This window comes from Mesorhizobium sp. WSM4842 (assembly GCF_055901575.1).
Genome location: NZ_CM148372.1, coordinates 5,003,557 through 5,029,135, shown reverse-complemented (window position 1 = coordinate 5,029,135; position 25,579 = coordinate 5,003,557). Strand labels below are relative to the sequence as shown.

Sequence of the window (25,579 nt, the reverse complement as noted above, 5' to 3'; positions counted from 1 at the left end):
AGAATGGCGCCCGCGCGTCCTGTCGTACGCGCAAAGGACGCTCTAACTTCTATCGGCTTCCGCCCGGAATCATTGGCTAAATCTTTAGGTTAATCATCCTTGTTCGGGTGACCCTTCGTTAAGCCTCTTTCGAAACCTATTGCCGGTAAGCTCTTGTTAGCCCTAGCGTTTAAGTCGAATTTTATGAGTATTCGATAGTGTCGCGATCAAGGTGAAAAACAAAAAATCACCAGGCGACAAACGAGAGGCAAAGACAATGATCAATTCCCGTCCGGCGGCGAAGACCGCCAACGTATCCGATGACCGTCGCGAGGCGATCCGTTCGCTGTACATGGAGTCGCTGCAACTGGTGGAGCGCCTGCACCGCCGCCTGCTTGACGTGATCAAGGACGAATTCGACCGCAACGGCCGTTCCGACATCAACGCCATCCAGGCGCTGCTGCTCTTCAACATCGGCAATTCGGAGCTGACCGCCGGCGAGCTGCGCTCGCGCGGCTACTATCTCGGCTCGAACGTCTCCTACAATCTGAAGAAGCTGGTCGATCTCGGCTTCATCAACCACCAGCGCTCGCGCATCGACCGCCGCTCGGTACGGATCTCGCTGACGCCAAAGGGCAGTGAGGTGGCGGAAGTCGTCGCCGGCCTATACGAGCGCCATGTCGGCTCGATCGAGCAGGTCGGCGGCATCAACACGGAAGAATTCAAGCAGATGAATCGCGCCCTGCAGCGCCTCGACCGCTTCTGGAACGACACCATCGCTTACCGGATGTAACGCATCCGCAGCATGTAGGGGAAAACCGCGCCGAAGAAGCGCGGTCGGGAGCGACCTAAAGACCGGTGCCGAAAAGCACCGGTCTTTCCGTTTCGTCACGCCAGACGATCCAAATCGCGGTCAGGGTCACGTTGCCGCCATATTCCCGGTGAAAGCGAGAATGCGAGTGATGTTGCGGCGAGAGCGAACCGTCTCCCTGCCAACCGTCTCTCTGAACGCGCATTGCGCCCGGCGCGTTCTCACACAGCAGGAACAGGGGGCCATGGTTGGCTAATTGTTAAGGACGCCAACCCTAGAGTACGGTCGGGATCGCCCGGTGAAAAAACTGTTACAGGAATGTCTGGAGCGTAAATGAGAACCAGTCGCCGTTTCTTCCTTTCTGGAGCCTCCGCGTTGGCCGCGACGATGATTGCCGGCGGCGCCAGCGCGCAGGACGTGATCGCGGATATCCTGAAATCCTCCGGCCGCGGCAACTGGGACGACCAGTTCGACGCCCGCGCCAGCCAGGGCGGCAAGGTGGCCTCGACGCTGCCGATCGTCAGCCTGCAGACCGTTGCGTTCACCGAGCAGGCGATCGCGCAGTATCAGAATATTGTCGCGCAGGGCGGCTGGCAGCCGGTCCCGGACACCAAGAAATTGCAGCTCGGCGTCATCGATCCCGACGTGGTGCCATTGCGCAGGCGCTTGATGATTTCGGGCGACCTGGCGCAGAGCGCCGGCCTTTCAGAGGCCTTCGATTCCTACGTCGATGCGGCGGTCAAGCGCTTCCAGGCGCGCCATGGCCTGCCTTCCGACGGGACACTGGGCCAATATTCGTATGCGGCGATGAATGTTTCGGCGCAGGTCCGCCTTGGCCAGCTGCAGACCAATCTGCAGCGGCTGCACGAGCGCGCCGGCACGCTGGGCAACCGTTATGTATTGGTCGACATCCCGGGCGCCCAGATCGAAGCGGTCGAGAACGACCGCGTCGTGCTGCGCCACACCGCCGTTGTCGGCAAAATCGATCGCCAGACGCCGATTGTCGATTCCAAGATCAACGAGATCATCGTCAATCCCTACTGGAACGCGCCGGTCTCGATCGTGCGCAAGGACATCATTCCGCTGATGCGGAAGGACCCCAACTATCTCAAGGACAGCAACATCCGTCTGTTCGCACCGGACGGCAGCGAGGTCGATCCGCTGACCGTCGACTGGTCGACCGACGACGCGGAGAAATACCGCTTTCGCCAGGATCCGGGCGCCGGCAATGCGATGGCCTCGGTCAAGATCAATTTCCCGAGCCCGGACGGCGTCTACATGCACGACACGCCGCAGCAGAGCCTGTTCGGCAAGATGATGCGCTTCGATTCCTCGGGCTGCGTGCGCGTCCAGAACGTACGCGACCTCGTCACCTGGATCCTGCGCGACACGCCGGGCTGGAGCCGCCAGTATTTCGAGGCGGCGATCAAGAGCGGCGAGAACATCCCGGTGCAGGTCACCAATCCGGTGCCGGTCTTTTTCCTCTACATCTCGGCCTGGTCGACGGGGCCTGGCGTCGTGCAGTTCCGCGACGACATCTACGGGCTCGACGGAGCCAACGAGCTGCAGATCACCTCCGCGCTCTAAGCGACTGATTTTTTTACTGAAAGGGCCGCCGGTGAGGGCGGCCTTTTTGCATCCGGCTGGGGCGCGCGCTTTGCGCCGGGTCCGGAAAGCGCCGTTCGGTACAGGCCCATGCAAGTCGCCATCTTCATCCTGATCGTGCTCGTCTTCGTCGCCGTTTCCGGCGCGCTGGTCCGGCTGGTGCGGGTGCCGTTGCCGGTGCTGCAGATTGCCATAGGTGCCGCACTCGCCTGGCCGATGCGCGGCATCCATGTCGAGATCGATCCCGAGCTTTTCCTGCTGGTGTTCATTCCGCCGCTGCTGTTCAGCGATGCCTATGGCGCGCCGAAGCGCGAACTGGTGGCGCTGCGCGGGCCGATACTGGACCTTGCCATCGGGCTGGTCTTCTTCACCATCGTCGGCTTCGGCTACGCCTTGCACTGGCTGGTGCCGAGCGTTCCGCTCGTCGTCGCTTTCGCGCTCGCCGCGGTGCTGTCGCCGACCGACGCAGTGGCCGTGTCCTCGATCGTCGACAAGAATGTGGTTCCGGCACGGCTGATGCACATTCTGGAAGGCGAGTCGCTGCTCAACGATGCGTCGGGACTGGTCATGTTCCGTTTCGCGGTGGCGGCGGTGTTGACCGGCAGCTTTCCTTCGCCGCGGTATCTCTGACTTTCCTCTACGCGGTGGCAGTCGGCATCCTGGCCGGCGTGGTGGCATTGTTCGTTGCCGCCAAGGCGCTGCAATTGCTGAACCGCATCGGCGGCGTGCCAGCCGAGGCGCAGGTGCTGATCATGATCCTGCTGCCCTTCGTCGCCTATCTCGGCGCCGAGCATGTCGGGGCTTCGGGTATCCTGGCTGCGGTCACCGCCGGCGTGCTGACCGGCGGTTCCGAATATTCCGCTTCCTCGGCGTTTCGGCGCGTATCCAGACGATGTCGCTGTGGACGACGCTGTCTTTCGTTTTCAACGGCGCGCTCTTCATCCTGCTCGGCCTGCAGTTTCCCGACATCATTGCCAACGTGCCGCCCGAGCTCAGCGGCCGCTATCAGGTCATCCAGCCGATCCTGACGGTGTTGGCGCTGACGCTCTGCCTGATCGCGCTACGCTTTGTCTGGATCTGGATTGGCGACACTACGGCCCGCGTCGTGGCGCGATTGCGCAAGCGCAAGGCCGAGCCGTTCGGACTGCGTATTCTCCTCGCCGGCTCGGTGGCCGGCGTGCGTGGCGCGATAACGCTGGCCGGCATCCTGTCGCTGCCGCTCGCCATGCCGGACGGCTCGCCCTTTCCGGCGCGAGACGTGGCGATCTTCCTGGCCGCCGGCGTCATCATCTGCTCACTGGCCATCGCCAGCCTCACGCTGCCCTGGATAGCGCGCGGGCTGGTTGAGCCGGGCGAGGATGCCGGCGCTGCCGAGGAACGCCTGGCGCGTGTCGGCGCGGCCAAGGCCGCCATCGACCGCATCGAGAGCATCGCCGGTGCGGAAGACGGGGACGAAGGTGAGGTGCCCGTCGCCCGGCTCGCCGCGGCCGACAGCATTGTCGCCGGTTACCGCCGCCGCATCGCCGCCTCCGACGAGGCCGATGAAGCGCGCACTGAAGCCCGTGAAGCCGGACGGCTGGAGCTCGAAATGAGGCTCGCCGGCATCGAGGCCGAGCGCAAGGCGGTGCGCGCCATGTTTCGCAGCCGTGAGATCAACGATCACACCATGCAGGCGCTGCTTACTGAGATTACGCTTACGGAAGCTTTGCTGAAGGGCCGTCAGGCGCGAGGAAATAGCCAGCTCTTCGCCTTGCTGCCGCAATCCGGCCAGCAAATTTCGCGCTGCAAACGTGGCGGGGCGAAAGCAACTGTGTTAATGGCGCGGCAGGCCCCCCGGACGACAAGGATCTCAAGCATGGCAACAGCAGCGGCAGTGTCGAACAAATTCGAATCCTTCTTCGAAACCACGCTTGCCGATGCGGATCCGGAGATTTTCGGCGCGATCCGCAACGAACTCGGCCGCCAGCGCCACGAGATCGAGCTTATAGCATCGGAAAACATCGTCTCCCGCGCCGTTCTGGAAGCGCAAGGGTCGATCATGACCAACAAATATGCCGAGGGCTATCCGGGCAAGCGCTACTATGGCGGCTGCCAGTTCGTCGACGTGGCCGAGGACCTGGCCATCGAGCGTGCGAAAAGGCTGTTCAGCTGTAACTTCGCCAACGTTCAGCCGAATTCCGGCAGCCAGATGAACCAGGCGGTGTTCCTGGCGCTGCTGCAGCCCGGCGACACCTTCATGGGTCTCGACCTCAATTCCGGTGGCCACCTGACGCACGGTTCGCCGGTCAACATGAGCGGCAAATGGTTCAAGGTCGTTTCCTACGGCGTGCGCAGGGACGATCATCTGCTCGACATGGATGCGATCGAGAAGACCGCCCACGAGACCAGGCCGAAGCTGATCCTGGCCGGCGGCACCGCCTATTCGCGCGTCTGGGACTGGAAGCGTTTTCGCGAGATCGCCGACTCGATCGGCGCCTATCTGATGGTCGACATGGCCCATATCGCCGGCCTGGTCGCCGGTGGCGTGCATCCGTCGCCGCTGCCATATGCCCATGTGGTTACCACCACCACGCACAAGTCGCTGCGTGGCCCGCGTGGCGGCATGATCCTGTGCAACGACGAGGAGATCGCCAAGAAGATGAACTCGGCGGTGTTTCCGGGCCTGCAGGGCGGGCCGCTGATGCATGTCATCGCCGCCAAGGCGGTGGCCTTCGGCGAAGCGCTGAAGCCGAGCTTCAAGGTCTATGCCGAGAGCGTTGCCGCCAATGCCAAGGCGCTGGCCTCCAGCCTGCAGGAAACCGGTCTCGACATCGTCTCCGGCGGCACCGACAACCATCTGATGCTGGTCGACCTGCGCCCCAAGAACGCCACCGGCAAGCGCGCCGAGGCAGCGCTTGGCCGCGCCAACATCACCTGCAACAAGAACGGCATTCCTTTCGATCCCGAAAAGCCGTTCGTCACCTCGGGTGTGCGGCTCGGCACGCCGGCCGGCACCACGCGCGGCTTCGGCCAGGGCGAGTTCCGCGAGATCGGCAAGCTGATCGCCGAGGTGCTGGACGGGCTCAAGGCCGCGAATTCGGACGAGGGCAATGCAGCCGTCGAGGCCGCGGTGAAGGCGAAGGTGGCCGCGCTGACGGATCGTTTTCCGCTCTATCCCTATCTCGGTTGAGCTTACGCAAAAGTGTCATCCGTTATCGGCCACACGAGAAGCACTGTTGCAGTGGGGACCGAGTCCGGACAGGAGGCTTGACGATGATGCAGATTTTCCGTGTCGCTGGGTTTTGCGCGCTTGGCGTAGTGGCGACATTGACCGCCTTGCCGCTGTCCGCCGCCTTGGCACAGTCTGCGCCCACCCCAGCCGCACCGAAGACCGAAACCTTCGGCATGTGGTCCACCACTGTGGACGAGATCGATACCGGCGAGGATCTGCGCAAGACCTGCGTCGCCTCGACTGCCTTTCTCGACGCGAGCGGTGCCAGCGGCACTCTCACGCTCGCCATCTCGAACGGCGATGCACTGCCGCCCAGTGGCTATCCGACGCTTGTCATCGCCATGAAGAACAAGGACTTGCCGACTGGCGAGAATATTTCGGCGGTGTTTGGCGACAGCAACGGCAAGGTCAAGGCGACGGTCAATGCCATGGCCGGTGCCGGCGGAAAATGGATGTTGAACAACAAGCCCGAGATCAGCCTGGCGCTGCTGCGTGCCATGCGCCGCGCCAGCGCACTCGACGTCACCTTCGGCGACATGCCGGTCGCGACGGTATCGATGGACGGCTTCACCAAGGCCTATCGCAGCCTTGGCGTGTCATGCGGCTTTCCGACCGGCGACGTCACGCCGTGATCGGCTGGTATTGCCGTCTGGTATGATGCTGGCAATTTTCCTCGCGCCTCGCTATCTCTGAGGCGCGAGAGGCCATCCCCGGTGCTTTGCCATCCCGGCAAAAACCTCTAAGCCTTTCGCCCCACGAGAATCGCGAACACAAGGCTCTCCATGCGCTGTCCCTACTGCCAGTCCGAAGATACGCAGGTGAAGGATTCGCGCCCCGCCGAAGATGGCGCAGCGATCCGCAGGCGGCGCGTCTGCCCCGATTGCGGCGGCCGCTTCACCACCTTCGAACGCGTGCAGTTGCGCGACCTCGTGGTGGTGAAGAAGTCCGGGCGCAAGGTGCCGTTCGACCGCGACAAGCTGCTGCGCTCGGTCGAGATCGCGGTGCGCAAGCGCAATGTCGATCCCGAGCGCATCGACCGCGCGGTGACCGGCATCGTGCGCCAGCTCGAAAGCTCGGGCGAGACCGAAGTCGCCTCGGGCGAGGTCGGCCGCCTGGTGATGGAGGCGCTGAAATCGCTCGACGACGTCGCTTACGTCCGCTTCGCCTCGGTCTATCGCAATTTCCGTGAGGCCAAGGATTTCCACGACGTGCTGGGCGAACTGAAGGGTGACGAGCTCAAGGAAGAGGACGCCGGCTGAGCATGGCAAGGCGCAGCCAAGCCGAACAAGAAGTTCTTGATCGCCGCTTCATGGCGGCAGCACTCAGGCTGTCGCGCAAAAATGCCGGGCGGACCTCGACCAACCCCTCCGTCGGCACGCTGATCGTGCGCGACGACGGCACCGGGCCGATGATCGTCGGCACCGGCGTCACCGCTGTCGGCGGCCGGCCGCATGCCGAGACCGAGGCGCTGGCCGAGGCCGGCGAGCTCGCACGCGGCGCCACCGCCTATGTCACACTGGAGCCCTGCGCCCACCATGGCCGCACGCCGCCTTGCGCCAATGCGCTGCTCAATGCCGGCGTCGCGCGGGTGGTTGGGGCTGCGAGCGACCCCGATCCACGCGTGTCCGGCAACGGCTATGCGATCCTGCGTGCCGCCGGTGTCGAGGTGGTCGAAAAGGTGCTGCTGGCAGAAGCCGCCGAGCAGATGGCCGGCTATCTCATTCGATCTCTGAAAAAACGTCCGGAAGTGATCCTGAAACTTGCGCTTTCCAGCGACGGCAAGATCGGCACGGAAGGCGCGGGGCAGGTCTCGATCACCGGCGACGTCGCCCGGCGCGAAGTCTACCTGATGCGGGCCGAAGCCGACGGCATATTGATCGGCATCGGCACGGCGCTGGAGGACGATCCGGCGCTGACGGTGCGGTTGCCGGGGCTGGAAAACCGTTCGCCGGCGCGCATCGTGCTCGACCGCCAGATCAGGCTGCCGGAAACGTCGAAACTGGTCGCCGGCGTCGACCGGGTTCCGCTCTATGTCGCCGCCTGCGCCGAAGCTGATCCGCACCGGCGCGCCGCGCTCGAACGCGCCGGCGTGCGCTTCATCGGCACCGAGACGTACGAAGGCGATATTGCGCTGCCGGAACTGCTCGAGGATCTGGCCGCGCTCGGCATGGCCAGCGTGCTGGTCGAGGGCGGCGCCAAGGTGGCCAAGGCCTTCCTCGCCGAAGGGCTGGTCGACCGCATCGTGCTGTTCCAGGGCCAGGAGCCGATCGGCAAGCGCGGCATTGTATCGCCCATTGACGCCGACCATATCCCGGCAGGATTTCGCAAATTGCGCGACATGCGTTTCGGCGAAGACAGCTACGCCGAGTGGATAAGGGATTTCTAGGCCATGATCCCGAACCGAAGGTCCGCGTTAGCGAAAAGTGGGAACCGGATTTCGGAATAGATCATGCCAAACAAAAAAGATCATGGCCAAACAAGAAGACAGGATCTGATGTTCACCGGGATTGTCACTGATGTCGGCACCGTCGCTGCCGTGAAGCCGCTGAGAGATGGCATCGGCTTGCGCATCGACACCGCCTATGACCCGCAGACCATCACCATTGGTGCTTCGATTTCCTGCGGCGGCGTCTGCCTGACGGTGACGGCGCTGCCGGAAAGCGGCGCCAATGCGCGCTGGTTCGAGGTCGAGGCCTGGGAAGAGGCACTCAGGCTGACGACGGCGATGGCCTGGAAATCCGGCACCAGGATCAATCTGGAGCGGGCGCTGAAGATCGGCGACGAACTCGGTGGCCACATCGTTTCAGGCCATGTCGACGGCACGGCCGAGATCGTGGCGCGCAAGGAGGAAGGCGATGCCGTGCGCTTCACGCTGGAAGCGCCGCGCGACCTGGCCAAATTCATCGCACCCAAGGGCTCCGTCGCGCTCGACGGCACTTCGCTCACCGTCAACAAGGTCGAAGGCACCCGCTTCGACGTGCTGCTGATCCATCACTCGCTGACCGTGACCACCTGGGGCGAACGCCAGGTCGGCGACCGGGTCAATCTGGAGATCGACACCATGGCCCGCTACGCGGCGCGCTTGGCCGAGGCCGCGAAAGAGGGGCTTTGAGGCAACAGCCTTGAAGTTTCCGGCCATTGGCCGTACATTGCCGCTGGAGAATGACGATGACAGCACATGCACAGCCACCTCGCGGCCGTGTCCGTGGCGAGCGTTTGGAGACGCGCGTTACGGCCGACCAGAAAAGCCTAATTGAACATGCTGCGGCCCTGCAGGGCCGGACGGTGACGGATTTCGTGCTGACCAGTGTGCAAGAAGCCGCCCGCAGGACCATCGAGGAGCATCAGCGTCTCGATTTGTCTGTCCGCGACAGCCGGGCCTTCGTCGATGCCCTAATCAATCCGCAGCCGGTAAACGATCGTTTGCGCGATACCGTGCGTCGGTATCGTCAGGCCACCGGCACCTGACGAGTGAGCGCCTCCAACGAGGATTCTCTTCGGGTTGAGGTGCTTGGCCCACATCACGAAAGGACTTCGTTCGAGAGCGACGTAGAGCCGCTCGATCGATATTTCCGAATGCAGGCTGGACAGGACGCGCGCAAGAACATCGCGGCACCGTTTGTTCTTGTCCTGCCGGACGGAGCCATCGCCGGCTACTACACGTTGTCGGCGACTGCCGTGGATATTGGCGAGTGGCCCGCCCAGACCATCCGCAAGCTTCCTCGCTACCCCCTCATTCCAGCGACGCTGCTCGGTCGTCTCGCCGTTGATCGGCGATATCGGGGGCAAGGCCATGGTCGCTATCTCCTGGCCGATGCACTGTCCCGGTGCGTCAGAAGCGAGATTGCCTCGTTCGCTGTTATAGTCGATGCCAAAGGCGAAGACGCACGCCGCTTCTATCAACGCGAGAGCTTTCTGCCGTGCCCAGATCAGCCAATGAAGCTGTTCCGGCCGATGGCTGATATCGCTGAGCTGTTCAAATGAGGAAGGGACTTTGATGGAAAGCAGGGATTCCAAAGAGGAAGAGCGGCTGACGCGCGAAGCCTTGGCCGACGTGGATGACGGCCGTGTGGTGGATCACGAGGCCGTTCTTGTGTGGACTGAAAGCATCGGTGCTGACTGCCCCCACTCCGCACCTCGCCCAAAGATGCGATAAACCTGGCTCGTCTCCACCAATCTTCCGCTTGCGATCAAACCGGCTTCGGCCTAAGTCACCGGCGATCCCGGAGACATCTATGGCTGGCACATCCCAACACGGCAAAGCGTTCATTCGCCCGAAGAAGAAGGCCCACCTTCTTGTCATCGAGGCGCGCTTCCATGACGATCTTGCCGACGCGCTGCTCGAAGGCGCGACAATCGCGCTCGAGGAAGCGGGCGCGACATACGATGTCGTCACCGTTCCGGGCTCACTCGAAATTCCCGCAGTGATTTCCTTCGCGCTCGACGGCGCCGCCGAAGGCGGGCCGAGCTATGATGGTTTTGTCGCCCTCGGCACCGTCGTGCGCGGTGATACCTATCATTTCGACATCGTCGCCAATGAATCCAGCCGTGCCCTGATGGACCTGTCCGTGCAGGATGCGGTCTGTATTGGCAACGGCATCCTGACCACCGAAAACGACGAGCAGGCCTGGACGCGGGCCAGGCGTTCGGAAGGCGACAAGGGCGGCTTTGCCGCGCGTGCGGCGCTGACTATGATTGCCCTCAAGCAACAGTTGGGAGAGCGATCGTGAGCGAACCCGCATCACCCGGCCAGCCTGCGGTACGCCACGCCAACAAGCGCGGTGCTGCCCGTCTGGCCGCCGTGCAGGCGCTCTACCAGATGGATGTGGCCGGCAGCGGCGTCTTCGAGATCACCGCCGAATACGAGGCGTTCAGGCTCGGCAAGGAAGTCGACGGCGCGCTCTATCGCGAGGCCGACGCGCAATGGTTCCGCGCCATCCTGGCCGGCGTCGTCGAGAACCAGAAAACCATTGATCCGATCATCCGCCAGGCGCTGACCGAGGACTGGCCGCTGTCCAGGCTCGATTCGACGCTGCGCGCCATATTGCGCGCCGGCGTCTACGAACTGATGAAGCGAGAGGACGTGCCGGTGGCTGTCATCGTTTCGGAATATATCGACATCGCCAAGGCGTTTTACGAAGAAGACGAGCCGAAGCTGGTCAACGCGGTGCTCGATCGCGTGTCGCGCCGGGTGCGCGGCGAGGGGCGTGGCAAGGACGCTTCATGACGGCCGTCGCTATCGCCGACGCTGGCAGGGAAGCGCGCCGCACGGCGCTCATCCTTGCCGCTTCGCAGGCGATCATCGGCTCGGCCGCACCCATCGCCATTTCCGTGGGTGGGTTGGCCGGGCACTATCTGCTCGACTCCGACAAGTCGCTGGCGACGGCGCCGATCACCGGCTTCAACGTCGGCGTGGCGCTCGGCGCCCTGCCGGCCGCAGCCATCATCCGCCGGCTCGGCCAGCGCGACGGCTTCATGACCGGCACGATCGTCACCGCGCTCGGTGGTCTGGTCGCCACGCTGGCGCTGTTTTACGCCAGCTTCTGGCTGTTTGCCTTCGGCCTGCTGGTGATCGGCATCGGCGGTGCCTTCGTCCAGCAATTCCGTTTCGCCGCCGCCGACAACGCGCCGTCTGAATTCAAGGCGCGCGCCATCTCCTTCGTGCTGGCCGGCGGCATCGTCACCGCCATCCTTGGGCCGCAGATCGTCATCTTCACCCGCGAATTGTTTGCGCCGGTGATGTTTGCCGGCTCGTTTGCGTCAATCCTGGTGCTGGCGGCGGTCGGCGCCGCCATCCTGTCGTTCCTGCGCATCCCGGCGAGGGCGACGGGCAAAGCAGAAATCGCCGACAGCGACGCGCGGCCGCTCGCCGAGATCGTCACCAGACCGCGTTTCGTTGCGGCGCTGTTCTGTGCCGTCGGCAGCTATGCGCTGATGAGCTTCGTCATGACCGGCGCGCCGCTCGCCATGGTCGGCTGCGGCCTGTCGACGGACGACGCCACTCTCGGCATTTCCTGGCATGTCATGGCGATGTTCGCGCCGAGCTTCTTCACCGGCTCGCTGATTTATCGCTTCGGCGCCGAACGGATCGTCGCAACCGGCCTTGTGCTGCTGATCGGCTGCGCCGTGGTGGCGCTGTCGGGCCTGGCACTGTGGCAGTTCTGGACGGCGCTGATCCTGCTCGGCCTTGGCTGGAATTTCGGCTTCATCGGCGCCACCGCCATGGTCGCCGACAGCTACCGGCCATCCGAAAAGGGCAAGGTCCAGGGTTTTCACGACTTCGTCCTGTTCGGCTCCGTCGCCTTCGCTTCGCTGATGTCGGGCGCCGTCTACAATGCCTGGGGCTGGGAGATGCTGAACTGGATCATCTTCCCGGTGACGGTGCTGTGCTTCGTGGCGCTGGGCGTGCTGAAGATGACAAGCGCGCGGCCGACCAGCGGATGACCCCGAACCGAAGGTTCGGAAAGGATCATGCGCAAATCAAAATTGCTACAGCGTCCTTTGCGCGTCCAAGCGGACGCGCGGCGCTGTAGTGACATGACGCTGTCGGGATCAGACAGCCGCGGATTCACCCGCATCCGAACAAAATTATTGCCTGCAGGGGCGGCCTGATCGTCGCCGCCCTTGCCGTGCTGATCTATGACGGGCTGTCGGCGATCGAGGGCTACACCGCGCGTCGCATGGGGCAGGAGACGGCGTAGTCACCAAAAACTCAGATGTCGCGTTCACTCATCTCGGCGGAAATGGATTCCAAACAGCGATTTCGATGACTCGGCCGGGGTTCTGAAGTGAAAGAGCGGCTCTGCCGAGAGGCTTTTGGGCGAAAGCCGGGCAAAAACCGAACAATATCTTGACGTTCGCAACCCTGTTTCGCATAAGCCGGTGCGAAGGGAGCGGATTCCGCGCGCGGAATCCGCTCCCCTGTCTCAACGGCCCAGGGAGGGGTTCTTTTGGGTCATCAAGCGAGGAAAATCCGGCAATGACCATAATTTCAGCTGTCATCGCCTGCGGTCTGCTTTCAGTCCTTTACGCCATCTGGGCGACACGTTCGGTCCTCGCGGCCGATCAGGGCAATGCACGCATGCAGGAAATTTCCGCGGCCATCCGCGAAGGCGCGCAGGCCTATCTGGCGCGCCAGTACACCACCATCGCCATCGTCGGTGTCGTGGTCCTGCTGCTCGCCTGGTGGCTGCTTTCGATCACCGCCGCCATCGGCTTCCTGATCGGCGCCGTTCTGTCGGGCGCTGCCGGCTTCATCGGCATGCACGTCTCGGTGCGCGCCAATGTCCGCACCGCGCAGGCGGCTTCCAACAGCCTCGCTGCCGGCCTCGAGATCGCCTTCAAGTCTGGCGCCATCACCGGCATGCTGGTCGCTGGCCTGGCCCTGCTCGGCGTCTCGATCTACTACCTGATCCTCACCCAATTCATGGGCCTCCAGCCCAACGACCGTGTCGTCATCGACTCGCTGGTTTCGCTCGGCTTCGGCGCCTCGCTGATCTCGATCTTCGCCCGTCTCGGCGGCGGCATCTTCACCAAGGGCGCCGACGTCGGCGGCGATCTCGTCGGCAAGGTCGAAGCCGGCATTCCCGAAGACGATCCACGCAATCCGGCCACCATCGCCGACAATGTCGGCGACAATGTCGGCGACTGCGCCGGCATGGCCGCCGACCTGTTCGAGACCTATGCGGTGACCGTGGTCGCCACCATGGTTCTGGCCGCCATCTTCTTCGGCGGCACTGCCGTTCTCGGCGCCACGATGCTCTATCCGCTGGCCATCTGCGGTGCCTGCATCCTGACTTCCATCGTCGGCACTTTCTTCGTCAAGCTCGGCGCCAACGGCTCGATCATGGGCGCGCTCTACAAGGGCCTGATCGTCACCGGCCTGCTGTCGATCGTCGGCCTCGGCGTCGCCACCTCGGCAACACTGGGCTGGGGCGAAATCGGTACGGTCGACGGCATGGCCATCACCGGCGCGAACCTGTTCATCTGCGGCCTGATCGGTCTCGTGGTGACCGGCCTCATCGTGGTGATTACCGAATATTATACCGGCACCGACAAGCGCCCGGTGAACTCCATCGCCCAGGCTTCGGTCACCGGTCACGGCACCAACGTCATCCAGGGTCTTGCGGTCTCGCTGGAATCGACGGCACTTCCGGCGATCGTCATCATCGGCGGCATCATATCGACCTACCAGCTCGCCGGCCTCTACGGCACGGCGATCGCAGTCACCACGATGCTCGGCCTTGCCGGCATGATCGTTGCGCTCGATGCCTTCGGCCCGGTCACCGACAATGCCGGCGGCATTGCCGAAATGGCCGGCTTGCCCAAGGAGGTGCGCCAATCCACCGATGCGCTCGACGCCGTCGGCAACACCACCAAGGCGGTGACCAAGGGCTACGCCATCGGTTCGGCCGGTCTCGGCGCGCTGGTGCTGTTCGCGGCCTACTCCAACGACCTGAAGTTCTTTGCCGCCAATAGCGACAAATATCCTTACTTCCAGGGTATGGGCGAAGTCTCTTTCGACCTCTCCAACCCTTACGTCGTCGCCGGCCTGATCTTCGGCGGTCTGATTCCGTATCTGTTCGGCGGCATCGCCATGACCGCCGTCGGCCGTGCGGCGGGTGCCATCGTCGAGGAGGTGCGCAAGCAGTTCCGCGAGGATCCGGGCATCATGGCCGGCACGTCGAAGCCGAACTATGCGCGTGCGGTCGACCTTCTGACCAAGGCGGCGATCCGGGAAATGATCATTCCGTCGCTGCTGCCGGTGCTGGCGCCGCTGGTCGTCTATTTCGGCGTGCTGCTGATCTCGGGCTCGAAGGCATCAGCCTTTGCGGCGCTCGGCGCCTCGCTGCTCGGCGTCATCGTCAACGGCCTGTTCGTCGCGATCTCGATGACCTCTGGCGGCGGCGCCTGGGACAACGCGAAAAAATCGTTTGAGGACGGCTTCACCGGCAAGGACGGCGTCAAGCATCTCAAAGGTTCCGAGGCACACAAGGCCTCGGTGACCGGCGACACCGTTGGCGATCCCTACAAGGACACCGCCGGTCCGGCAGTCAACCCGGCGATCAAGATCACCAACATCGTCGCCCTGCTGCTGCTGGCCGTGCTCGCGCACGGCTGAGGCCGCTCGGCCCTTCCGGGCCCGAAGTCCAGAACCGAACCCGCGGGAGCGATCCCGCGGGTTCTTCTATTTTGGACGTCCAGCATCAGGGCATTGACGCCCTTCAAGTCGTCTGCGGCCCGCAGCCCGCGACGCTGGCTTGCTGTCTCAAAACAAAAACCCGCAGGATCGCTCCCGCGGGTTTTCGGTCGCCTGAGATGTTGCTGCTTCCAGGGAAGCAAAAGGAAAGGATGAAGCCGATTCTGCCGGGATGGATCAGGTGCCGGGCGAGCCGCCGCCGCCGGGGAGGCCGGGCGCCAGCTTGCTGGCGCCGCCGATGATCTGGCTGAGGAAGTTCTGGTCCTTGCCGCCGGTCGGCGTGGTCCGCGAGATGAAGTCGAACACCTTGCCGTCCTTCAAGCCGTAATTGGCGATCTGGGTAACGCGCCCGTCCTCGCCGAAATAGACGGCGAGCACCTTCTGGTCGACCAGCCTGGGCTTGTCGAAGGCGACGTAACGCTTGCGCGTCTGCGAGATGTAGTAGAAGGCCTCGTTGTCGAAAGTCGCCTTCGTCGACGGGGTGCCGAGCGCCAGAAGCACCTGTTCGCGGCTCGAGCCGACCGGCACCAGGTCGATCGCCTGCTGGTCGATCACGTAGCCCTGCGTCAGCGTCTCGCTCGGATTGAGATCGCCGATCATTTTCGACGAGTTGCAGGCGGACAGCGCCGATGCAACCACCAGCAGCGAGACCGCGCCGGTGGACCTGGACAAAGCGGACCTGGACAGAAAAGCCGACTTGAATTTCAGCGCGCGCAACTACAACTCCATTAGCTGGCCGCAACTTGCGCTGGGCCGCAAAACCGGTAAACCAGCTTGCTCGCCGATGCAACAAGGCCAATTCAAACAAGCGGTCCCCGGGAGACCACCCTCAATGTTCCAGCGCCTTTTTGGTCGCGAACGTCACGCCAACCGCGCTATCACCGAGGCGCTTTACGCACAAATCGTGGCAGCGGCGCGGCAAACCGTGTTTTATTCCGACTGGAATATACCGGACACGCCGCTTGGCCGCTTCGAGATGCTGGCGCTGCACATGTTCCTGTTCCAGCACCGGCTGCGCGGCGAGGGCGGTGTTGCCGGGGAGGTCGCGCAGGTGCTGATCGACGAGTTCTTCATGGATGTCGAGCATTCGCTGCGGGAACTGGGCATCGGCGACGTCGGCGTGCCGAAGCGCATGAAGAAACTGGCGAAGATGTTCTATGGCCGCACCGCCGCCTATGACGATGCGCTGGAACGAAACGACCATGATGCACTCATCGCCGCCCTTGCCCGCAATGTCAGGCCCGATGCCGGCGCCTGGCCGCAAGCAACGCAACTGGCCGGCTACGTCGCCGATGTCTCCAGGCGACTCGCGGAACAGCCGACCGAATCGATTGTTTCCGGCACGGTGGCATTCCCCGTCCCCAAGACTATCTAAGGAAAAGATGAAACACGCCGATTCCCAGAGCCCTGTGTCCTTCGTGGCCAATGTCGCCAGGCTGCCGCAAAAGGGACTGCCGGTGGTGATCGAGGCCGACGCTGCGCAGCGCGCCGCGCTGGCGGGCGAGCACGATTTGCTCTCGGTCGAGAACTACCGTGTCGAACTCCTGGTGGCGCCGTGGAAGCGCAACGGCGTCAAGGTCAGCGGCCGCGTCGAGGCCGATATCACCCAGGCCTGCGTCGTTACCCTCGACCCGGTCGAGGCGCATATAGCCGAGGCGGTCGACGGACTGTTCCTGCCGGAGCAGTCCAAGCTTGGGCGGCAGGGTTTCGAGGGCGGCGGCGAGATAATGCTCGATGCCGAAGGGCCGGACAGCCCGGAAACATTTTCCGGCAATACGATCGATGTCGGAGCGCTCGCCGAACAGTTCTTTGGGTTGGCGATCGATCCCTATCCGCGCAAGCAAGGCGTTTCAATGGAGGCTGCCGACGATGCCGGGACTGCGGAAAGCGAATTCCAGCAAAAGCTGCGTTCCCTGCTGGGAAAATCCTGAAAACCCGACCCAATCGGAGAAAGCCGGTTGTGCGGCAGCCCAAAAACGCTATTTTCGCCGAACCTTCGCGAGCCCCAAAACCGTTGCCAGCGCCAGGCGCTCGCTCAAGCAAACTGTGAGATGAACACCGCGTGATCAGGATTTCCATCGATGCCATGGGTGGCGATCACGGACCAAGCGTGGTCATCCCGGCGCTCATGACGGTCGCGACGCGGCGTCCCGACATCCGCTTCGTCATCTATGGTCGCGAGGAGGCAGTGCGCCCCGAACTCGCAAAACTCCCCAAGCTGGCGGAAGTGTGCGAGTTCATTCACTGCGAGATAGCAGTCAGGATGGACGACAAGCCGAGCCAGGCGCTGCGCCATGGCCGCTGGAAGTCGTCGATGTGGAAAGCGGTCGAGGCGGTCAAGGCAGGTACTGCCGACGCCTGCATCTCGGCCGGCAACACCGGCGCGCTGATGGCGATGTCGAGGTTCTGCCTTCGCACAATGGCGACCATCGACCGTCCGGCGATCGCGGCGCTCTGGCCGACATTGCGCAGCGAAAGCGTGGTGCTGGACGTCGGCGCCACCATCGGCGCGGATGCGCATCAACTGGTTGATTTTGCCATTCTGGGCACCGGCATGGCGCGCTCGGTTTTCGGCATCGAACGGCCGAGCGTCGGCCTGCTCAATGTCGGCGTCGAGGAGATCAAGGGCCAGGAAGAGGTCAAGGAGGCGGGCCGCATGTTGCGCGAGGCCAACATGGCCTCGATGAACTACCATGGTTTCGTCGAGGGCGACGACATCGGCAAGGGCACGGTCGACGTGGTCGTCACCGAAGGATTTGCCGGCAACATCGCGCTGAAGACGGCGGAAGGCACGGTAAGACAGATCGCCGGTTATCTGCGTGCCGCGATGGACCGGACGCTGATGGCCAGGATCGGCTATATATTCGCCAAAGGCGCCTTCGATCGCCTGCGCGAAAAGATGGATGTCGGCCGCTCCAATGGCGGTGTTTTCCTGGGTCTGAACGGCATCGTGGTGAAAAGCCATGGCGGGGCTGATTCGGACGGCTTCGCGGCGGCGATCGAGCTTGGCTACGACATGGTGCGCAACAATCTGCTCGACCGCATCGAAGCCGATCTCGACCTGTTCCATGCGCGCAATCCGAATGCCCAGACATCTAGGAAATCCGACGTCGTTGCCGACGCAGAGGAATAGGAAAGAGCCTTGATCAGATCAGTCGTGCGCGGCACAGGCGCCGCGCTGCCCCTCCGCATCATGAAGAATGCCGATTTCGAAGGCATGGTCGAGACGTCAGACGAATGGATCGCCCAGCGCACTGGCATCCGCCAGCGCCATGTCGCGGCCGACGACGAGACGACGGCTTCGCTCGGCGAGGCTGCGGCGCGCGCAGCCCTCGACAATGCCGGCCTGACGCCTGCCGATATCGACCTGATCGTGCTGGCGACCTCGACGCCCAACAACACCTTTCCAGCGACCGCCGTCGACATCCAGAACCGGCTCGGCATGCATCACGGCTTCGCCTTCGACATGCAGGCAGTGTGCTCGGGCTTTGTCTACGCGGTGACGACAGCCGACCTCTATATCCGCGGCGGCCTGGCCAAACGCGTGCTGGTGATCGGCTCCGAAACCTTCTCGCGCATCCTCGACTGGAGCGACCGCTCGACCTGCGTCCTGTTCGGCGACGGCGCCGGCGCGATGGTGCTGGAAGCAGGAGAGGGGGCGGGCAGCATTGCCGACCACGGCGTGCTGGCGGCCAGCCTGCGCTCCGACGGGGCCCACAAGGACAAGCTGTTCGTCGACGGTGGACCGTCGACCACTGGAACGGTGGGCCATCTCAGGATGGAAGGCCGCGAAGTGTTCAAGCACGCGGTCGGCATGATCACCGACGTCATTGAGGCGACGTTCTCAGCTGCCGGCATCACCGCTGAGGATCTCGACTGGTTCGTGCCGCATCAGGCCAATAAACGGATTATCGACGCTTCCGCCAAAAAGCTCGGGATAGCAGAGCAAAAGGTGGTGGTTACGGTCGATTTGCACGGCAACACCTCGGCTGCTTCCGTGCCGCTGGCTCTGTCGGTGGCAGTCGCCGACGGCCGCATCAAGAAGGATGACCTGGTGCTGATCGAGGCGATGGGCGGGGGCTTCACCTGGGGCGCGGTTTTGGTTCGCTGGTAAGTGCCGAACTGACAGGTTCGGTCCTTGACCTTGCCGGATCAATTACTTAGGCTCTATCTTTGCTTGTATCGAGTTATGTTTTTGAGCTGATGGGGACGGTTCGCATGGGGGGAAAGACACTTACGCGCGCCGATCTTGCTGAAGCCGTTTATCGCAAGGTTGGCTTGTCGCGTACTGAATCGGCCGAGCTCGTTGAAGCGGTTCTGGACGAGATTTGCGAAGCGATCGTTCGCGGCGAGACGGTGAAATTGTCGTCGTTCGCGACGTTCCATGTCCGCTCCAAGAACGAGCGCATCGGGCGCAATCCCAAAACCGGCGAGGAAGTGCCGATCCTGCCGCGCCGCGTGATGACCTTCAAATCGTCGAATGTGCTGAAGAACCGCATTCTGCGCGCCCACCAGAACAGCAAGGCCAAGGGCAGCAAATAGCGGCTGCGCATCAAAGCCCGGTTGAAAACGGTCGCCCGCTTTGACGCCGGGCTTGAATATTGTTTCATAAACCGCTGAAATAAGGCCCGATTCGGCAGAACCAGCCGGATCGGAATGACTCTTTGTTGAGCATGATCTTGGCTGAAAACCGATTCCCACTTTTCGGGATCATGCTCCAGCGTGAGGATTTCGCCCATGGACAAGAGCCCCGATGCTTTCCGCACCATCAGCGAGGTCGCAGAAGATCTCGACCTGCCGCAGCATGTGCTGCGTTTTTGGGAAACGCGTTTCAACCAGATCAAACCGATGAAGCGCGGCGGCGGCCGCCGCTACTACCGGCCGCAGGATGTCGAACTGATCAAGGGCATCCGCCACATGCTCTACGACCAGGGCTATACGATCAAGGGCGTGCAGAAGCTGCTGCGCGAGAACGGCAATCACTTCCTCGTCGCCATCGGCAGTGGCGACATGGCGGCCGTCGAGGCGATCTCGCAGCGCCGGCAGGCCGATGCGGTGCCGCTGACGCCGGCGGCCCAGCCGCGCGGCGCCGATGACGAGATGCTGGTCGGCGAGCCCAAGGTGAAACCCAGCCGGCGCTTTTTCGGCCTGGGCAAGACCGACGACGACGGGCCGGTGCAGCCGGGCACGTCGAAACTCTCGCGCGACAACCGTGCTTTGCTGCAGGAGGCGCTGTTCGACCTTCTGGAATGCAAGCGCCTGCTCGATCAGGTGCGCTAGCACATGACCCCGAAAATCGGAATCGATTTTCGGAAAAGGATCATGCGCAAAATTAAAGTGCTACAGCGTCCCTTGCGCGTCCAATAGGACGCGCGGCGCTGTAGTGCATGTCGCCCAAAAGCATGCCCTCGGGCTTGAGCCGGATGCGCAGGACAACGACGCATAAAAAGAAAAAGTGGGTCGCATGAATCCCTTCAGACCCAGCGCGCTTTAAGGCCCGATCGATCGCCGGCAAAGACCGGAACTGCTTCCGAAATCATGCGTTCTTTTTCGCAAAGGAAGGAAGCATATCATGGTATCTTTTTCGACCCTCTCCGACATCGACCTTGAAAAGCAGGTCGCATCCCTCTCCAGGGAACTGGCGGCGCTGAGAAAAGCCGTGTCCAGGCGCGGCAGCGCCTATTACGAGGACGGGCGTGACACCGCGTCGGACTATTACTCGGACCTTGCCGAGCGCATCAGTGACGCTCTGCCTGCGATCAGGAGGCATAGCAGGGTGATAGAGAAGACAGCCCGCGATCATCCCGCGACAGCGGCCGCTGTCGGGTTGGTTGTGGTCGGGCTCGTCGCCAGCCTGTTGCTCAGCCGACAGCAGAAGACGTCGCGACCGACATCCAGATCGGCACGTTGAAACAAAGAAAATGGCGGCGCGGACGACCGCCATTTTCGTTGATAATAAGTCGATCAGCGCGCGAGCTTGAGCTTGTTCTTCGGGCTGACCTGCGCGGTTTGGCTGCATTTGCCATAGACGGTGCCGTTGGGGTCGGTAGCATCCGTGTATGTACCCTTGCAGTCGAGCTCCAGCACCAGACAGTGACCCGCACCCTTACAAACCGCGCCGCCGTCGCCGGTGGGGTGCGTGCCGTTGGCGAAGGCCGAGCTCGGAACGGAAATCGAGCCGAAGGCCGAGACGACGATGGCAGCGGCGAGCGACAGGCGCTTGAAGTTCGAGATATTGGTCATTCGAGCATTTCCTTCTCTGGATCGAGGATCGCCGTCAGGGCGTCCTTCTGGTTGGGGACTGCCTTTGTGGCGTCCATACCGTCTTGGTGCGGCCCGGAGAGGAAAGGTTCACGCGTCGGTTCAAAAATATTCGCAGCCCCCTGACGCGTTCTGCGCTTGGGTCAAGCTCCCGCTGCTGATTCGATCCGTTCAAAGCGGCTGACGGGCCAGCGACAGCCGCTTAACAAGGGAGCGGCTCAGAACCGTCGAACAATTCGGCGATCGGCCAGTCAAAGAACTCGATCGGGATGACGGTCCCGTGCCGGTGCCGCCGAGGCCTGTGCCAGGCTGCGCCGATCGGAATCACGATGCCGTGACGGCATTTTTGTTGCTTGGCAAATCACCATCGAGAGGGCATTCTCTGCGCCGTCTCAGGCAACTTCTTGATTTGATCAAACTCTTTAAATCCACGGAGTTGCCAAATGCCCCAAATAGCAACAAGCGAAGCTTTTTCCGAACTGTCGGCGACCGAAGCTGCGCCCGACCACAGCGCCCTCAAGGCCATCCGAGAAACCAGGGGATACAGCATGGAAGAGCTGTCTCTGACGTGCGGCCTGGCGGTCGATGAAATCGCGGACATCGAGAACGGCAAGAATGCAGATTTGTCGAAGCTTCGGCGAATAGCCTCTGCGCTTCGGCTTCCGGAAGACGCGCTGATCAATACGGGCGCGCTGACACAATCTGTGGAAAATCCAAGACCCGTCTCATAGCAGCGACGCCAGAGCATCAAGCCAGACAAACGAGTGTGATACTGGATTTGAAGTTTCTGAATGCTGACGACGTCCAACAGAGCAGGAACTTCAAATCCACCATGCCGGGCATCGGCGCGACGGCCGCCGAATTCGGTTGACCCGAACCGGGTTATCACGATACATCGCGACCGGTCCGGAGTGTAGCGCAGCCCGGTAGCGCACTTGACTGGGGGTCAAGGGGTCGTCGGTTCGAATCCGGCCACTCCGACCATTAAAAACAAAGACTTAGTCAGTATCCCCCAAGCTGGCTATACGGAAAATAGCCGCACTGTAGCCAGCACAACAACCGCGCGCAAGGTGGACGCGGCAGATGTTGCCTGAGCCGCCGCATCGGTGTTGCCGAAAACGGTTCACCGCCGCGCCCGATTTGAGACTATGGTGAATCGGGATCACGGCGGTAATGACGAATTGTGTCTTCGGGAACCGGGCGCAGTGTTCAAGCGCCACGCGTTTAGGTTCGTTTCCTGTGCATTGATCATCATTCGCGGGTTGCCGCAACCTGACGTTGCGTTAGGTTGACGCTGCGACTCGTATGTACCAAACCGACACACTATATAACGGAAGTCGCCCGCACATTAACGGCAAGCCGTCGATTGGAAGAGATCACCACGCTTTCGCCCAAAAACAAAGGGAGAAGCGATATGACCTTCGACCGCGCAACGGATCCAGCGCAGATTTCAATGCTTGCCGCGGTGGTCGACGATTATTGCCATCAGGCCGGGATAGCAGTTGGCGACCCGGCCAGAGAGCGTCTTGGTCGTCACATCATCGAGTTATTCCAAGGCGGCATGGATGAGCCAGACGAGTTGTTGTTGGCCTTGAACCATCGCTATGATGAGTGGCTTGGCGAGGTTGGCCTACCGTCGTCTTCTTCAGAACGGGCAGCTGAGGCTGGTCCTTCTAAGGAACTGGCGCATTACCCTTCAGTTTCTCCGCAACGCTTCCCTCAACGAAAAACCCCGCCGAAGCGGGGTTTCTAGGTTGCGGTGCGAGGCGGTCAGGCCGCAAGTTCGGCGGCCCATTCCGGTGTTAGCAAGCAAGCCGCCCAAGCCTCATCATCAATCGGCCGCAGCGCCGAGCCTAGCATCATTCTATCCCGGTTCGGATCCACGGTTGCGAACGATCGCACGCCGTAAACCTCTCCTAGATTGCCGGCCTTGTGCCGCATCATAACCAGCGATGGCATGTCTTGGTCGCGGTGGGTGATCCACTGGCCGAGTTCGATTGCCATGTTCCGGCCGGTCTTTCCGTGACGGTTGCATGAGCGTTCATTTATTCTCTCCAGATGGCCTCTCAGGCCGCGCCGGATAGGCCCGGCAGCCGGGGGTGAGAGGCGACAGGCTGGGACCGTGAGGCACGACCGCGTCTTCGATGAACTAATCACCGCCACTCGACTGGCGCAGGCTAGCCCACGCCGCGGCTCGCCGAGATGTACGAACTTCAGGTCTTCGAAAACGTTCGGTGGCGTGCAAAATCAATTCATTATTCTATCGAAGACGCAAAAGAGGCTGCCGCCGATATCATCGTGGCCCGTCTGGAATGGGGAGACGCCCAATGAGCGCCGCATCGCTGGCGGGATCGATCTGCACCAAGCGGTATGCGGCCTCGACCAGACACCGTCGCGCGCGTATCCTGCTGCAAAGCGCGGTATTCTCGGCCAGCAATTCCTCTGTGCGCTCAAGCGCGAGCTTTGTCCGGTTGATGCGCTCCCTGGCATCCGCCATCGCGCGTCCGTGGGGTTCCATGGTGTTCATCATGATTTACTAACTCATGGCGGACCGGATCGTTCCCGCCTACCAGAATTGGATCTTGGCGGCAAACTCGCTGCAGGGCTGGTGATTGGCATAGGCATTGCCGTCGGCCTGGCGCTTGCCGGCTAGCTAATTCTGCTAGCTTCTTCCTGCGGCGAACCCCAAACCGCCTGGCCGGCGCCCTAAAGGCAAATCTACCCCAACGCCCCCCAAGCGGCGCCGGCCACTTTCAGCCCCTTCGTTCGAAAGTTGGCTTCCAGTCGCGATTGCGCGCCCGCTGCTGGCCTTCGTAGTCAGGAATGCATGTGAAGAACACCTGCCGGCGGTCACGCCGGCAGCCTTGCAATTTAGCAGATAAAGAGCCCGACCAGGTCGTCATGCATCGAGCCGTGGTCACGGCCGAGCCTGTCAGTCAGCGCCTGGATGTCGAGCTTCGTCGATTTGCAGCACATCGGGTGCGCACAATTGACATAGATGGTTTCGCGGGCGGCCAGAGTGTCGGCGAGGGTCTTTCGAGGCATGGCGATCTCCGTTGAAGGGGGTTCGCCGCAATGGAGATTATATTCCTCATTTCGAAGGGCGCTAGCAAGCCCACCAGGCCGGGACGCTCGATAAGATCGCATCTTGCATGTATGGACTCGCTCGCTGACTAGCCGCATTCTCTCGCCCGCAAGCGGCCAGTTGGCGAAAGGCGGGGCGATGAAGCGCGTTTGCCTGACAGCACTATTCGTAACGGCGGCTCTATCTGCTCACGCCGATGGCGGTCGCCGGAGCATGATACCTGCTTGTGTGTCGGCAGTCAGAATGGCAGTCAGGATCGCGTCGGCAGTCAGGATCATTCGCCCGGACTTCTTTCGGCTCCTGCATGCCGACGAAGATTTCGCCGAGCGTACCGCAAGGATTGAGTACGCGACCCCAGACGACCACGGCACATTCGTTCATCATTCGGCACATTGCCTTTTTTGGAATCGCCGCCTGACTGGGATTAGCATCGACGGAGATGTCGAGGGACACATCATCGTAGACTGACCCGCGTGATGGCTACTTAGCTCTCATCCCAAAAGTCCTGCAGCGAGGCGTGGCGAAGGTCGTCCTCGCCCCTGAGGTGCTTCACGCGGGCTTTGATTCCCGCCTTGACCCACTGCGTTGCCGGTCGCTTCGGCATGTCCTTGGGCGGTGGCCCAGCATGTTCCTGAACCCGCTTCCAAAGCCGCTCGCGCATCTCGCGATTTACACTGACAAACGCGCTGCCGACATATTTGCGCGTGCCTGGTTCTGCCATGAGTGCGAACGCCGGCTTACCCCGCTCGCGTTCGATGCCAAGCAATTCGAACTCGCTTTCGGTGAAGGATTTTGTTTTCAGCCAATTGGTGGTCGGGCCGCTGCGATATTTGCTGTCCCGACGCTTTGATACCATCCCTTCCAGGCCGGCCCCGTCGATCAGATGATAGATCGCATTAGCCTCGCCCGGCATCGTCTCGCTGAACTGGATGCGGCTGTCAGACCCTATAAGGCCGGCCAGGATTTCCCGCCTGTCCTCCAGCACCATGTCGCGCAAGTCGTGGCCGTTGAGATGCAGCAGATCGAATGCGACGAAATAGAGGTCGTGCTGGCGCCTGGTGATTGCCTTGCGCAGCGCGGCAAAGTCCGAAAGGCCAGCCTCATTCAGAACGACGACTTCGCCGTCGATGATGGCGTTCTGTACGCAGAGACCTTTGGCTGCCTCGGCCAAATCGTGGTACTTCGATGTCCAGTCTAGTCCGCGGCGAGTGAAGATCCGCACACCGTCGGCGTCGATGATGATCTGGGAGCGGTAGCCGTCGAATTTGGCTTCATGCATCCAGTCATCGCCTTGGGGCGGCTTGGCTACCAAGGTCCGCATCATCGGAGGAATAAATTCTAGCCGGCCGCCGGCACTCACTCGTTTAGCCACCAAATTGACTCTAGGCTCATCCGATTTGACAGCCAGGGGAACGGAACGTGACCATT

28 protein-coding genes, 1 tRNA gene and 2 pseudogenes are annotated in these 25,579 nt (G+C 62.2%); 26 read left to right on the top strand and 5 right to left on the bottom strand.

What is annotated here, in order from left to right:
* Window positions 1–256 precede the first annotated feature (256 nt).
* From ldtR to AC0NIE_RS24430, 15 genes and pseudogenes are all read left to right on the top strand, one after another.
* Window positions 257–772, top strand: a complete 516-nt coding sequence (gene ldtR / locus AC0NIE_RS24500; protein ID WP_473487716.1) for a transcriptional regulator LdtR — start codon at window positions 257–259, stop codon at window positions 770–772.
* Between the two features lie 351 nt (window positions 773–1,123).
* On the top strand, window positions 1,124–2,377 hold the full coding sequence (locus AC0NIE_RS24495) for a L,D-transpeptidase family protein (RefSeq protein WP_473487715.1): 1,254 nt from the start codon (window positions 1,124–1,126) through the stop codon (window positions 2,375–2,377).
* Between the two features lie 108 nt (window positions 2,378–2,485).
* Window positions 2,486–4,124 (top strand): annotated as a pseudogene (locus tag AC0NIE_RS24490) (Na+/H+ antiporter); the annotation flags it as partial.
* A gap of 126 nt (window positions 4,125–4,250) precedes the next feature.
* Window positions 4,251–5,564 carry a serine hydroxymethyltransferase gene (glyA, locus tag AC0NIE_RS24485; RefSeq protein ID WP_473487784.1) on the top strand — a complete coding sequence of 438 codons (1,314 nt, stop codon included), beginning with the start codon at window positions 4,251–4,253 and terminating at the stop codon, window positions 5,562–5,564.
* Window positions 5,565–5,647: 83 nt separating this feature from the next.
* Window positions 5,648–6,238, top strand: a complete 591-nt coding sequence (locus AC0NIE_RS24480; RefSeq protein WP_473487714.1) for a hypothetical protein — start codon at window positions 5,648–5,650, stop codon at window positions 6,236–6,238.
* A gap of 150 nt (window positions 6,239–6,388) precedes the next feature.
* Entirely contained in the window at window positions 6,389–6,865 is a 477-nt protein-coding gene (gene nrdR, locus AC0NIE_RS24475) for a transcriptional regulator NrdR (protein ID WP_023798407.1), read from the top strand.
* A gap of 2 nt (window positions 6,866–6,867) precedes the next feature.
* Complete coding sequence (gene ribD, locus AC0NIE_RS24470; protein WP_473487713.1) at window positions 6,868–7,992, top strand: bifunctional diaminohydroxyphosphoribosylaminopyrimidine deaminase/5-amino-6-(5-phosphoribosylamino)uracil reductase RibD; 1,125 nt, start codon at window positions 6,868–6,870, stop codon at window positions 7,990–7,992.
* Between the two features lie 108 nt (window positions 7,993–8,100).
* Entirely contained in the window at window positions 8,101–8,718 is a 618-nt protein-coding gene (locus AC0NIE_RS24465) for a riboflavin synthase (protein WP_473487783.1), read from the top strand.
* Window positions 8,719–8,768: 50 nt separating this feature from the next.
* The gene (locus tag AC0NIE_RS24460) at window positions 8,769–9,074 is read left to right on the top strand and encodes a type II toxin-antitoxin system TacA family antitoxin (protein ID WP_473487712.1); all 306 of its coding nucleotides are present in this window, start codon (window positions 8,769–8,771) and stop codon (window positions 9,072–9,074) included.
* A 3-nt stretch (window positions 9,075–9,077) separates the two neighbouring features.
* A complete protein-coding gene (locus AC0NIE_RS24455; protein ID WP_473487711.1) occupies window positions 9,078–9,590 on the top strand; it encodes a GNAT family N-acetyltransferase in 513 nt (170 codons plus the stop codon).
* Window positions 9,591–9,841: 251 nt separating this feature from the next.
* A complete protein-coding gene (ribH, locus tag AC0NIE_RS24450; RefSeq protein WP_473487710.1) occupies window positions 9,842–10,336 on the top strand; it encodes a 6,7-dimethyl-8-ribityllumazine synthase in 495 nt (164 codons plus the stop codon).
* Window positions 10,333–10,833 carry a transcription antitermination factor NusB gene (gene nusB / locus AC0NIE_RS24445; RefSeq protein WP_123147541.1) on the top strand — a complete coding sequence of 167 codons (501 nt, stop codon included), beginning with the start codon at window positions 10,333–10,335 and terminating at the stop codon, window positions 10,831–10,833. Before ribH ends, nusB begins: the two co-directional genes overlap by 4 nt.
* Complete coding sequence (locus tag AC0NIE_RS24440; RefSeq protein ID WP_473487709.1) at window positions 10,830–12,050, top strand: MFS transporter; 1,221 nt, start codon at window positions 10,830–10,832, stop codon at window positions 12,048–12,050. The genes nusB and AC0NIE_RS24440 overlap by 4 nt, the downstream gene beginning before the upstream one ends.
* Before the next feature lie 155 nt (window positions 12,051–12,205).
* Window positions 12,206–12,307: pseudogene (locus AC0NIE_RS24435) on the top strand (ABC transporter permease); the annotation flags it as partial.
* A gap of 278 nt (window positions 12,308–12,585) precedes the next feature.
* Window positions 12,586–14,727, top strand: a complete 2,142-nt coding sequence (locus tag AC0NIE_RS24430) for a sodium-translocating pyrophosphatase (protein ID WP_473487708.1) — start codon at window positions 12,586–12,588, stop codon at window positions 14,725–14,727.
* Between the two features lie 255 nt (window positions 14,728–14,982).
* Here the strand turns inward: AC0NIE_RS24430 and AC0NIE_RS24425 are convergent, their stop codons facing one another.
* Complete coding sequence (locus tag AC0NIE_RS24425; RefSeq protein ID WP_473487707.1) at window positions 14,983–15,522, bottom strand: outer membrane protein assembly factor BamE; 540 nt, start codon at window positions 15,520–15,522, stop codon at window positions 14,983–14,985.
* Between the two features lie 115 nt (window positions 15,523–15,637).
* On the opposite strand from AC0NIE_RS24425, the gene AC0NIE_RS24420 reads away from it, so the two are divergent.
* The 7 genes from AC0NIE_RS24420 (at window position 15,638) to AC0NIE_RS24390 (ending at window position 20,716) form a co-directional block, all read left to right on the top strand.
* The gene (locus AC0NIE_RS24420; protein WP_473487706.1) at window positions 15,638–16,180 is read left to right on the top strand and encodes a ubiquinol-cytochrome C chaperone family protein; all 543 of its coding nucleotides are present in this window, start codon (window positions 15,638–15,640) and stop codon (window positions 16,178–16,180) included.
* A gap of 7 nt (window positions 16,181–16,187) precedes the next feature.
* A complete protein-coding gene (locus AC0NIE_RS24415; RefSeq protein ID WP_473487705.1) occupies window positions 16,188–16,736 on the top strand; it encodes a YceD family protein in 549 nt (182 codons plus the stop codon).
* Between the two features lie 131 nt (window positions 16,737–16,867).
* Window positions 16,868–17,938, top strand: coding sequence for a phosphate acyltransferase PlsX (gene plsX / locus AC0NIE_RS24410; RefSeq protein ID WP_473487704.1), 1,071 nt, complete (start codon window positions 16,868–16,870; stop codon window positions 17,936–17,938).
* 9 nt (window positions 17,939–17,947) lie between these two features.
* Window positions 17,948–18,919, top strand: coding sequence for a beta-ketoacyl-ACP synthase III (locus AC0NIE_RS24405; protein ID WP_473487703.1), 972 nt, complete (start codon window positions 17,948–17,950; stop codon window positions 18,917–18,919).
* Window positions 18,920–19,023: 104 nt separating this feature from the next.
* Window positions 19,024–19,347 carry an integration host factor subunit alpha gene (locus tag AC0NIE_RS24400; protein ID WP_095485783.1) on the top strand — a complete coding sequence of 108 codons (324 nt, stop codon included), beginning with the start codon at window positions 19,024–19,026 and terminating at the stop codon, window positions 19,345–19,347.
* Between the two features lie 195 nt (window positions 19,348–19,542).
* A complete protein-coding gene (locus AC0NIE_RS24395; RefSeq protein ID WP_123147533.1) occupies window positions 19,543–20,085 on the top strand; it encodes a MerR family transcriptional regulator in 543 nt (180 codons plus the stop codon).
* A 292-nt stretch (window positions 20,086–20,377) separates the two neighbouring features.
* A complete protein-coding gene (locus AC0NIE_RS24390; protein ID WP_123147532.1) occupies window positions 20,378–20,716 on the top strand; it encodes a hypothetical protein in 339 nt (112 codons plus the stop codon).
* Window positions 20,717–20,769: 53 nt separating this feature from the next.
* On the opposite strand, the gene AC0NIE_RS24385 is transcribed toward AC0NIE_RS24390, so the two are convergent.
* Entirely contained in the window at window positions 20,770–21,048 is a 279-nt protein-coding gene (locus AC0NIE_RS24385; protein ID WP_473487702.1) for a hypothetical protein, read from the bottom strand.
* Between the two features lie 461 nt (window positions 21,049–21,509).
* Between AC0NIE_RS24385 and AC0NIE_RS24380 the strand changes: the two genes are divergently transcribed.
* The 3 genes from AC0NIE_RS24380 to AC0NIE_RS24370 all read left to right on the top strand — a co-directional run bounded on the left by AC0NIE_RS24380 (window position 21,510) and on the right by AC0NIE_RS24370 (window position 22,819).
* Window positions 21,510–21,797 (top strand): helix-turn-helix domain-containing protein, encoded by a 288-nt coding sequence (locus tag AC0NIE_RS24380; RefSeq protein ID WP_473487701.1) that lies wholly within the window; start codon window positions 21,510–21,512, stop codon window positions 21,795–21,797.
* A gap of 176 nt (window positions 21,798–21,973) precedes the next feature.
* A tRNA-Pro gene (locus tag AC0NIE_RS24375) sits at window positions 21,974–22,050 on the top strand.
* Between the two features lie 382 nt (window positions 22,051–22,432).
* On the top strand, window positions 22,433–22,819 hold the full coding sequence (locus tag AC0NIE_RS24370) for a hypothetical protein (RefSeq protein ID WP_473487700.1): 387 nt from the start codon (window positions 22,433–22,435) through the stop codon (window positions 22,817–22,819).
* Between the two features lie 17 nt (window positions 22,820–22,836).
* On the opposite strand, the gene AC0NIE_RS24365 is transcribed toward AC0NIE_RS24370, so the two are convergent.
* Window positions 22,837–23,070, bottom strand: coding sequence for a hypothetical protein (locus tag AC0NIE_RS24365; protein ID WP_473487699.1), 234 nt, complete (start codon window positions 23,068–23,070; stop codon window positions 22,837–22,839).
* Between the two features lie 235 nt (window positions 23,071–23,305).
* On the opposite strand from AC0NIE_RS24365, the gene AC0NIE_RS24360 reads away from it, so the two are divergent.
* Entirely contained in the window at window positions 23,306–23,719 is a 414-nt protein-coding gene (locus AC0NIE_RS24360; protein WP_473487698.1) for a hypothetical protein, read from the top strand.
* A 218-nt stretch (window positions 23,720–23,937) separates the two neighbouring features.
* Here the strand turns inward: AC0NIE_RS24360 and AC0NIE_RS24355 are convergent, their stop codons facing one another.
* Window positions 23,938–24,111, bottom strand: a complete 174-nt coding sequence (locus AC0NIE_RS24355) for a hypothetical protein (protein ID WP_473487697.1) — start codon at window positions 24,109–24,111, stop codon at window positions 23,938–23,940.
* 524 nt (window positions 24,112–24,635) lie between these two features.
* Window positions 24,636–25,475 (bottom strand): ATP-dependent DNA ligase, encoded by an 840-nt coding sequence (locus tag AC0NIE_RS24350; protein ID WP_473640376.1) that lies wholly within the window; start codon window positions 25,473–25,475, stop codon window positions 24,636–24,638.
* Between the last annotated feature and the right edge of the window lie 104 nt (window positions 25,476–25,579).

Bases quoted from the DNA above. Each gene is read 5' to 3' on its own strand.
- ldtR (WP_473487716.1), top strand. From the start codon at position 257: ATGATCAATTCCCGTCCGGCGGCGAAGACCGCCAACGTATCCGATGAC.
- AC0NIE_RS24495 (WP_473487715.1), top strand. From the start codon at position 1,124: ATGAGAACCAGTCGCCGTTTCTTCCTTTCTGGAGCCTCCGCGTTGGCC.
- glyA (WP_473487784.1), top strand. From the start codon at position 4,251: ATGGCAACAGCAGCGGCAGTGTCGAACAAATTCGAATCCTTCTTCGAA.
- AC0NIE_RS24480 (WP_473487714.1), top strand. From the start codon at position 5,648: ATGATGCAGATTTTCCGTGTCGCTGGGTTTTGCGCGCTTGGCGTAGTG.
- nrdR (WP_023798407.1), top strand. From the start codon at position 6,389: ATGCGCTGTCCCTACTGCCAGTCCGAAGATACGCAGGTGAAGGATTCG.
- ribD (WP_473487713.1), top strand. From the start codon at position 6,868: ATGGCAAGGCGCAGCCAAGCCGAACAAGAAGTTCTTGATCGCCGCTTC.
- AC0NIE_RS24465 (WP_473487783.1), top strand. From the start codon at position 8,101: ATGTTCACCGGGATTGTCACTGATGTCGGCACCGTCGCTGCCGTGAAG.
- AC0NIE_RS24460 (WP_473487712.1), top strand. From the start codon at position 8,769: ATGACGATGACAGCACATGCACAGCCACCTCGCGGCCGTGTCCGTGGC.
- ribH (WP_473487710.1), top strand. From the start codon at position 9,842: ATGGCTGGCACATCCCAACACGGCAAAGCGTTCATTCGCCCGAAGAAG.
- AC0NIE_RS24440 (WP_473487709.1), top strand. From the start codon at position 10,830: ATGACGGCCGTCGCTATCGCCGACGCTGGCAGGGAAGCGCGCCGCACG.
- AC0NIE_RS24430 (WP_473487708.1), top strand. From the start codon at position 12,586: ATGACCATAATTTCAGCTGTCATCGCCTGCGGTCTGCTTTCAGTCCTT.
- AC0NIE_RS24420 (WP_473487706.1), top strand. From the start codon at position 15,638: ATGTTCCAGCGCCTTTTTGGTCGCGAACGTCACGCCAACCGCGCTATC.
- AC0NIE_RS24415 (WP_473487705.1), top strand. From the start codon at position 16,188: ATGAAACACGCCGATTCCCAGAGCCCTGTGTCCTTCGTGGCCAATGTC.
- AC0NIE_RS24400 (WP_095485783.1), top strand. From the start codon at position 19,024: ATGGGGGGAAAGACACTTACGCGCGCCGATCTTGCTGAAGCCGTTTAT.
- AC0NIE_RS24395 (WP_123147533.1), top strand. From the start codon at position 19,543: ATGGACAAGAGCCCCGATGCTTTCCGCACCATCAGCGAGGTCGCAGAA.
- AC0NIE_RS24390 (WP_123147532.1), top strand. From the start codon at position 20,378: ATGGTATCTTTTTCGACCCTCTCCGACATCGACCTTGAAAAGCAGGTC.
- AC0NIE_RS24385 (WP_473487702.1), bottom strand. From the start codon at position 21,048: ATGACCAATATCTCGAACTTCAAGCGCCTGTCGCTCGCCGCTGCCATC.
- AC0NIE_RS24380 (WP_473487701.1), top strand. From the start codon at position 21,510: ATGCCCCAAATAGCAACAAGCGAAGCTTTTTCCGAACTGTCGGCGACC.
- AC0NIE_RS24365 (WP_473487699.1), bottom strand. From the start codon at position 23,070: ATGGCAATCGAACTCGGCCAGTGGATCACCCACCGCGACCAAGACATG.
- AC0NIE_RS24355 (WP_473487697.1), bottom strand. From the start codon at position 24,111: ATGCCTCGAAAGACCCTCGCCGACACTCTGGCCGCCCGCGAAACCATC.
- AC0NIE_RS24350 (WP_473640376.1), bottom strand. From the start codon at position 25,475: ATGATGCGGACCTTGGTAGCCAAGCCGCCCCAAGGCGATGACTGGATG.